Annotated in this window: 3 protein-coding genes; 2 read left to right on the forward strand and 1 reads right to left on the reverse strand. The window is 67.3% G+C overall.

The window, feature by feature from the left end:
• Together AC1VAN_RS17545 and AC1VAN_RS17550 are read left to right on the forward strand one after the other, a co-directional pair.
• Nucleotides 1-659: amidophosphoribosyltransferase (locus tag AC1VAN_RS17545; protein ID WP_480986316.1), on the forward strand; the 659-nt coding region annotated here is incomplete at its 5' end.
• Between the two features lie 10 nt (nt 660-669).
• On the forward strand, nt 670-1,494 hold the full coding sequence (locus AC1VAN_RS17550) for a ferritin-like domain-containing protein (RefSeq protein WP_480986317.1): 825 nt from the start codon (nt 670-672) through the stop codon (nt 1,492-1,494).
• A 74-nt stretch (nt 1,495-1,568) separates the two neighbouring features.
• Here AC1VAN_RS17550 and AC1VAN_RS17555 read toward each other — a convergent pair.
• On the reverse strand, nt 1,569-2,760 hold a 1,192-nt coding region (locus tag AC1VAN_RS17555; RefSeq protein WP_480986318.1), incomplete at its 5' end, for a DUF2235 domain-containing protein.

The raw sequence follows: 2,760 nt of genomic DNA on the forward strand, positions 1-2,760 counted from the left end.
AGGCGCGCATGCGCATGGGCATCAAGCTGGGCGAGAAGATCCTGCGCCTGCGCCCGGACCACGACATCGACACCATCATCCCGATCCCGGACACCTCGCGCGATGCCGCGCTGGAGATCTCCAACGTACTCGGGGTGAAGTACCGCGAAGGCTTCATCAAGAACCGTTACATCGGCCGCACGTTCATCATGCCGGGCCAGGGCGAACGGGTGAAGTCGGTGCGCCGCAAGCTCAACCCGATACACCTGGAATTCCGCAACCGCGTGGTGCTGCTGGTGGACGACTCGATCGTGCGCGGCACCACCAGCCRSSAGATCGTGCAGATGGCGCGTGAMGCSGGCGCMCGCAAGGTCTWCYTSGCCWSSGCCGCGCCGCCGGTGCKKTACCCGAACRTSTACGGCATCGACATGCCGGCCGCTGAAGAGCTGGTCGCGCACAACCGCAGCATCGAGGAAATCGAAGCGCACCTGGGCTGTGACTGGCTGATCTACCAGGACATCGAAGACATGGAAGCGGCGGTGAGCGAAGGCAATCCGGCGCTGCGCAACTTCGATTCCTCGTGCTTCAACGGCCATTACCCGACGGGCATCGAGCCGGGCTACTTCGAACGCATCCAGCAACTGCGTTCGGACGACGCCAAGCACAAGCGCCGCGCCTGAGGTCCATGCGGTGATCGACGTGCCTGACGTCGGCGGCAATCTGCTGCGCGCCGCGCAGCAGTGCCTGGCCGAGGCCGATCCGCTGCGCAAGGTCGCACTGACCCAGGCCTACGCTGCCGCGTTCCGCGCCGGCCGCTTGAACGTACCGGCCGATGCACCGCCGGCCGATCCGATCCGCATGCCGGGCCGGCCGCAGCAGCTGGTGATGGTGCATCCGCGTGAAGTGCCCCGGCGCGGCCTGGGCGGGGTGGAAGGGCGTGCGGCGTTCATCCATGCCATCGCCCATATCGAGCTCAATGCGATCGACCTGGCCTGGGACGCGGTGTACCGCTTCCGCGGTCTGCCGGCGGCGTTCCATGCCGACTGGGTGAGCTGCGCCGACGACGAATCGCGCCACTTCATGCTGCTGCGCGAGCGCCTGCTGGCACATGGCCATGAGTACGCCGATTTCCCGGCGCAYAACRGCYTGTGGGARATGTGCGASAAGACCGCSSACGACGKSCTGGCGCGCATGGCGCTGGTGCCGCGCGTGCTGGAAGCGCGCGGGCTGGACGTGACGCCGGGCATGATCGACAAGCTGCGCAACGTCGGCGATGGCGAAACCGCCGACGTGCTGGAGGTGATCCTGCGCGAGGAGGTTGCACATGTTGCCGCCGGATCGCGCTGGTTCCGCTGGTACTGCGAGCGCGCCGGCGTCGAGCCACGAGCGCGTTTCAAGGAACTGCTGGTCGAGTATGCCGGTGGCTACCTGCATGGGCCGTTCAATATCGAGGCACGCCTGCTGGCGGGGTTCGATGCAGATGAGCTCGCCAACCTGGTCGAACAGGCGGGTTGAAGGAAAAGGGGACAGAGGGAATCAAGTCGTTTGTGCCACAAACGACTTGATTCCCTCTGTCCCCTTTTTGGTTCTCATGCGTTCGGCAACACCTGGCGTCTGCCATCCACCGTCGGCCGGTTGATGTAGAACAGCCCCGGCCCGGGGCGATACGGCAGCTCGCTGACACCGGCGTCGGCGGTGTAGGTCAGGGCGGTATCGCCCAGCGCATCGAAATTCCAGTGTGCGGACTGCATCAGGTAACGGCGGCGCAGCAACGCTTCCTGCGTCGGGGTCAACGGCTGGCCGGCAATCAGGCGGCGCGCGATCGGCTGCAGCGCGCTGGGCAGTTCCCAACCCGCCACCTTGGCCGCGTCGGTAGTCCAGGTCACGCCGGCATCGATGGCGTGCTGCTGCATCACCTGCAGCGCAACCAGCTGGTAGCGCCAATCGATGCGCCGGTGCAGCACCACCGCAGCGGTGACGTACAGCACCGGCGACATCAGCACGCTGCGGCTGCCCGCGCGTCGCTGCTGCTGCCACTGGTGCCAGACATCGACCCACACTTCCTTCGGGATCAACCCCAGCTGCTGCCGCCAGCGTTCGGCGTCGGCCTGTGCTTCAGCGTACGCGGTGGTCGCCTGCAGCAGTGCCAGGGGCGGTGTCTGGTAGTCCTCCACGCCAGGCCGCCGCAGTTGCCGCCGACGCGGCCGGCTGAGCAGCTTGGGCCCTTCTTCCACCTGGTCGTAGCCGCCACCGATGTTGGCGTGCACGCCGGGCAGTGCGATTTCGCGATGGGCTGGTGCCACCGTGGTCAGCGCATAGTGCTGGCGATGCTCGTCGCGCGCACTGAGCTGCAGCACGGCCTCGGCGATGCCTGCGGGCAGGGCGATGCGGGGGTGTTCGTCGGCGCGGCCGCCGTTGACGGCGACCACCGTGTCGAACAGGCCGATGAAGCGCAATATCGGCCGCGGCAGGGCGAAATCGGCGCTGCATGAAAGCCCCGCCTGCTGCAGCAGCTGCCGCCAGCGCGCGCCGTCCCATCCGCGCAGATGGTTGGCCACATCACGCGCGGAGGCCGCGCCGCGCGAGTAGCCGAACAGATCCAGCTGCACGCTGTGCAGGGGCGCGTGCCACTGCGTCGCAAGAGCCGACAGTGCCGCCGGCAGCAGCACCTGCAACGCACGCTGCACCTTCGCCTGCACGCCACTGGCGCCGATACCGAAGGCCAGGCCGATCAGGTCGTCCTCGGCATCATCGCGGGTGCCGACGCCTTCCACGTAGATC

Source organism: Stenotrophomonas sp. 05L44_2 (assembly GCF_056665995.1).